This window comes from Micromonospora sp. (assembly GCF_048594385.1).
GTDB classification, from domain to species: Bacteria; Actinomycetota; Actinomycetes; order Mycobacteriales; family Micromonosporaceae; genus Micromonospora; species Micromonospora wenchangensis.
The window spans coordinates 1-5,698 of record NZ_JBMDWU010000450.1 but is presented as its reverse complement, the minus strand read 5'-3'; the positions used below and the strand labels follow the sequence as shown (position 1 = coordinate 5,698).

General features: G+C 78.2%; 2 protein-coding genes and 2 pseudogenes. All 4 read right to left on the bottom strand.

Going from position 1 to position 5,698, the window contains the following annotated elements; genetic code table 11:
- Positions 1–1,238: pseudogene (locus ACOJTC_RS24695) on the bottom strand (hypothetical protein); the annotation flags it as partial.
- A gap of 6 nt (positions 1,239–1,244) precedes the next feature.
- Positions 1,245–2,327, bottom strand: coding sequence for a hypothetical protein (locus ACOJTC_RS24690; protein ID WP_420118674.1), 1,083 nt, complete (start codon positions 2,325–2,327; stop codon positions 1,245–1,247).
- Positions 2,324–3,412: a hypothetical protein gene (locus ACOJTC_RS24685; RefSeq protein ID WP_420118673.1), complete on the bottom strand. Its 1,089-nt coding sequence runs from the start codon at positions 3,410–3,412 to the stop codon at positions 2,324–2,326. Before ACOJTC_RS24685 ends, ACOJTC_RS24690 begins: the two co-directional genes overlap by 4 nt.
- Before the next feature lie 31 nt (positions 3,413–3,443).
- Positions 3,444–5,698, bottom strand: a pseudogene (locus ACOJTC_RS24680) (hypothetical protein); the annotation flags it as partial.

Here is a 5,698-nt window from a genome sequence, read left to right as displayed (position 1 = left end):
GCACGGGTCATGGCGGGCGCGGTGCCGGTCATGGCGGGCGCGGCACCGGTCGTGGCCGGCGCGGCACCGGTCGTGGCCGGCGCGTCGTCGGGTGGTCCGGGGGTGGCGGGCACGGCAGGTGGCGTGGGAGGCACGGTGGGGAGGTCCGCCGGGGCGGGGAGCACCGGGCCGAGGGCGGTCACCGTGCGGGCGGTGCCGGCCGCCGGCCGGGGACGCCACCGGCGGAACGTGCCCGTGGTGGTCAGCAGCCCCGTCGCGGTGACCCCGACCCGGGCGTCACCGGCGACGACCGGAACGCCGAGGGCGTCGGCGAGAGCCCCGAACAGCATCCCGGCCGTGGCGGGGTACGGTGCGTCCCCGCAGAGCACCACGGGTCGCCCGGCACGCCGCAGGGCCGCCAGGTGACCGGCGAGCACCCCGGGCGGCACCGGCCGGCCGTCCACCTGGAAGCCGCCCGCGCCGAGCGCCACCTCGACCAGGTACACGTCGAGCGGCACCGGAGCCTGCCGTCCGGGGCCCGGGAGATCGTCGCGCCCCAGCGGCGTCCCGGCGGGGTCGGGCAGGAAGGACCAGCCACCGGGTACCGGTCGCCCCGGCGGGCGGCCCCGGTCACCGGCCGGCTGTCCGCCGGGAGCAGCCGGACCGTCACCATCCGTCCGCTCCGGCCGTCCCGCGTCCTCGACGGACCCGACGGGCCCGGCGGCCGGTGGTGGCCAGCCGGCGGGCAGCCACGTGTAGCCGTCCCCGACCGGGGCGACCAGCCAGCCCTCGGGGCCGCCGACCTGCCGGGCCGGCCCGGCAGGTGGCGGGCACCAGTCGGCGGGCGGGTGCTCCGGTCGGGCCGGCCCACCGTCGGCGACGATCCACCGGCGGGCCACCGGTACCGCCCGGGTGGACACGGCCGGGGCGTCCAGCGGCACCGCCCCGTCGATCCCGAGATCCGCGGCGAGGCCGGCCGCCAGGTCCGGCACCGCCACCGGGTCGGCATAGCCGCCGAGCGGGACCAGCCGGAACCCGGCGGCCGACCCGCCGAGCTGGCGGGGCAGCAAATCGGCCAGGAGAGCGAACAGGTCCGGTCGGGCCGACACGGTCGCCGAGCAGAGCACCACCGTACGGTCCGGGTCGGCCGGCAGCCGGGCGGCCACCCCGGCCAGGGCGGCGTACGGCTCCGTGGCGGCGTGGACGAGGAGCACGGCACCGACGACGGCGGCGTGTACGGGGTCGGGCGGGTCGGTCATCGTCGGTCAGCCCGCCGCCCGTCGTACCCCGCCGGTGGCCTCGACCAGCGCCGCCCGGGAGCGGTGCACCGCCACCGCGTCCACGTCGGGGGGCGCGTAGCCGGCCGCCCGGATCGTCGCCAGCAGGCCCTCGTCCGGGGCGATCCGGTACCGGGTGAGGTAGTGCGCGGTGGCGGCGGACCAGATCCACCGGCCGTCGCCGAGCAGGTCCACCGGCACCGTGCGGCCCGGGGTGACCACGTCGGGCACCCGGGCCGGGCCGGTCAGCAGGGGGAACCCGGCGGCGAGGTAGCCGGCGACCCGGTTCGCCTCCGCGGTCGACAGTCGGGCCCGGTCGGGGCCGAACGTCGGGTTCCCGGTCGCGTCGAGGGTGTCGAAGGTGGCCGCGACGCGTACCCGCTCGGCCGGTCGGGCGGCCCAGAGCAGGACGGCCCCCGCGAGCGCCCGCCGGTGGTACGTCGGCAGCCCGGCGAGGTGCCCGAAGACCTCGACCAGCGGGTCGGTCTCGCCCACCGCCGCCAGGGCGGCCTGGAGCCGCGCGGTGAGCGCGACCGCCCCGGCGCGGGCCTGGACCAGATAGACCCGGCTGGCCGACGGGTACGGCGTGGCCGACGCCGGGCGTCGCCAGACCCGCCACTGCCCGGCGGGCTGTGCCGCCCCGCCACCGAGGGCGTCGTCGGGGGCCCGGTCGACCGCGTCCCCGCCGTCGGACGCCACGCCCCCGACAGGCGGGTGCACACCGGAGGGGGCCGACCCGGGCGGCCCGGCGGCGTGACCGTTGCCGGGCTGGCCGGGGTCGGCGGGCGGGTCCGGCGTCCAGAGGTAGGGCGGGGTGCGGTCGTCGGCGGCGCGGGGCAGGTCGGCGAGCAGGTCGTCGGGCGCACCGGCGGCGACGAGCACCCCGGTGAGCAGCAGCACGTCGGGGTCGGTCAGCCGGATCTGCCGGGCGGCGGCGGCGAAGGCCACCATCCGGGCCACCTCGGTCACCGCACCGTCGGCCAGCCGGGCGCGGGCGGTGCCGAGCAGCGCGGCGGGGGCCTGCCCGGCGATCCGCAGCAGGAGCCGGTGCATCGCCGACGGCACGCTCATGCCTCCACAACGGGGGGTCCGGCGTGTTGGTTCACCCCGGTCCGGTCGGGGTCGCACATCGCCGCGAAGAGGTACGACAGCGAACGGTGCACCGCCACCGCGTCGAGGGTCGGGGCGGTGTAGTCGGCGGCCCGGATCGCCGCGAGCAGGTCCGCTTCGGGGGCGAAGCCGTACTGGTCGGCGTAGTAGGTGACCGCCTCCGACCACAGCCACCGCCCGTCGCCCCGGACACCCGTGGGTACCGGGTCGGCGGCCGACGCCGGATCGAAGCCGTCAGCCGACCGGTGCGGGCTGGCCAGCAGCGGCACCCCCGCGCCGAGGTAGGCGACGACCCGTTCCGCCTCGTCGTCGCCGAGGGTGCCGGGTGGGTCGGCGGGGTCCGGTGGGGTGGCCGTCCGCAGCGGCCCGGCGGGGCGGTCCGCCCAGAGCAGCGCCGAGTAGGCCAACGCCCGCCGCTGGTACTCCGGCAGCTCCACCGGCTCACCGAACGCCTCCACCAGCGGATGCCGTTCCCCGGCCGCCTCCAGGGTGGACCCGATCCGGGCGGCGAGGGCGACCGGATCCGCGCCCTGCACGAGGTAGAGCCGCTTCGGCGCCGGATACGGCGTGTCCACGGCCGGGTACCGCCAGGCCCGCCAGAGCCCCACCGTCCCGGGTGCGGCAGCCACCGCGGCGATGGCGACCCGGTCCAGGTCGTCGGGCGAGCCTGGGCCGTCCCCACCCACGGTCAGGTCCATGCTGTACGGCATCCGCCCGCCGGCCCCGGCCAGCACCTGCGGGCCCACCGGGGCCATCCCGTACGCCACCGGCGGGGCTTCGCCGGTGGGCAGCCCGGCGAGCATGTCGTCGTCCGCACCGGCGTCGGCCAGGACCCCGGCGAGCAGTACCTGCTCGGGCGCGGTGAGCCCGACGCCCCCGGTCAGGCAGGTGAACGCCACCGCCTGGGCCACCTCGGCGAGCTGATCCGCCGCGAGCCACTGCCGGGCCGCGCTGACCACCTCGTCCGGGGCCTGTCCGGCGAGGCGCAGCAGCAGCCGGTGCACGGCGGTACGCCGATCGGTGGTCGGCCCGGTCGTCGTGGTCATGCCCCCACAACGGCCCCCGGGGCGTGCCGGTTCACCCCCGATCGGCCGCCGGTCGCGGGGTGCGCTGTCGACGGCGTGGCGGGCTGCCGGGGCGGTCCGGTACCGGAGCGGGTGTGGTCGACCGCGCGCCGGGCGGGTACACCGGCAGTCCGGGGAGTCCGGTGACCAGGATGTCACCGAGTCCCGGCACAACGACGGTGCCCGGCAGGGCCACCCCCGCCAGGACCATCCCCGCCAGGACCGCGCCCGGGGGCACCACCGTGCCCGACGGGACCGGACCGACCGGCACCGTGCCCGGCGGGACGGCAGCAGCCGGACCGGCGTCCCGACGGGCGACCGGGGGGACGGCGGTGCCGGCAGGTCGGTCGTCGGTGGCGACCGGGGCCGGCTCGGGGCGCGGTCGGTGTCGGGCGTTCGGCTCCCGCGTCGGCAGCATCCGGCTGGCCTCGTCGACGGTGACGACCGGGGTGTCGGCGGCGGCGAGCGCGTCCAGGGCACGGGTGGTGTCGTCGACCGTTTCCGGGTCGGTCGCGTAGCTGTCCAGCGAGCCGGGTTCGGCCCGGTCGACCAGGGCCGCGAAGTCACGGGCCGGGAAGACGTACACCTGCGCGTCGGCCGGGGCGGTGAACGCGTCGGCGTCGACCACGAACCGGCGTACCACCGGGCCGTCGCCGGAGGGCAGACCCACCTGCGCCAGGTGGTCGGCCATCCCCCGGGCCACCCCGTACGCGGTCTCCGGCCGGGTGAACACGGCGACGGGGGCGTACGGGTCACCGGTCGTGAGATGTACCCGCCCGGTGGCCGGGTCCTGGTGCAGGTCGGTCGACACCGGCTCCGCAGCCCCGCTCTGCTGCCCCCGGGGCACCTCGACGACCAGGTGCAGCAGGACCTGACCGGGGCCCGGTCGCACCGTCGCGGGTCCGGTCACGCCCATGGCGGACCGGACCGGGGTGGCCGGGCGGCGGGCCCCGGCAGCCGGCGCGTCGAGCACCCGGTCCGACACCGCACGCGGGTCGCCACCGGGAGCCTCCCGGTTGGCCAGTCGGACGAAGTCGGCCCGACCGGCCGCGATGCCGTCGCGGACCTGTCCGGCGAGGCCGTGCATGGCACGCAGCCGGGGCCGGTCCGGCTCCCCGCCGTTCCAGAGGGCGCTCATCTGCTGCACGGTGCGCAGCAGCGTCATCCAGTCGGCGAGCGGGCCCGGTGCCCCGGGGATCCCGGCGAGAGCGCCACGGCCGGGGTCGCGGCTGATCCGGAACGTGTCCAGGGCGGCGGTCGCCGCGTCGAGCAGCCCGTCGAGCATCGCCTCCCGGGTGTCCAGGGCGAGCCGGTCGAGCTGCGCGTCGGTGCGCAGACCCACCACCGCCAGCGCGTCGTCGAGCCGGGCGAGCTCCCGGTCGGTCGCCGCCTGGTCGGGCTGGGGACGCAGCCAGCCGGCCAGCACCCCGACCGCCCCGGCGGCCCGGTCGATCGCCGCGAGATCGGCGGTGCCGGCACCGAGCCCGCCGACCACCTCGTGGTACGCGTCGAGCGCCGCAGCGGCAGCCCCGAGGGCGCGTGAGTCCGCGACCGGTTCGGGGCCCCCGGTCACGCCGAACCACAGTGCCCCGAGTGCCTGGGTCAGCAGTTGCCAGCCGTAGACCTGCATGATCGGCCCGTCCAGCGCGATCCCGGTGGCGTCGCGCAGCCGGGTCAGCTCGGCGCGGAACCGGGCCAGCGCCGCGACGTGGTCCGTGTCGTCCGCCTGGTCGCCGTCGACCAGCGGCGTCAGGTCGAGGTCGCGGTGGGCGGCCGGGGCCAGCTCGATCAGCGGCGTCAGGTCGACGATCACGTCGAGCGTCCCGGTCGCGCGGCTGACCAGCCCGGCGACCTCGACGTCGCCGGTCCGCCACTGCTGCGCCCACCGGCCCACCAGCCACCGGAAGTCGTCCAGCACGCCGCGCACCTGAACGGCGTGGGCCGCGAAGGGGGCGGCCAGGGCCGGCGTGACGAGCACCGGCAGCAGCCGGACCAGGACGCCGCCGAGCCGGTGGACGACGACCGCCGCCGCGGTCTCCGGTTCCCCGGCGGGCAGCCCTTCGAGGGCCTGCCGCGCCTCGGTGACGCGCAGCAGCACGTCGTCGCGGAGGTCCCGACCGTCGTGGACTCCGCCGACCGCGCTGCCGGACGTCGGGACGTCGGCGTACACCGGGCCGGGGAGCACCCGGCGCAGGGACAGCTCGATCTGCATCCGGATCTGCTCACGGACCCCGTCGACGACCCCGTCGAAGGCGGTGACCTCGACGA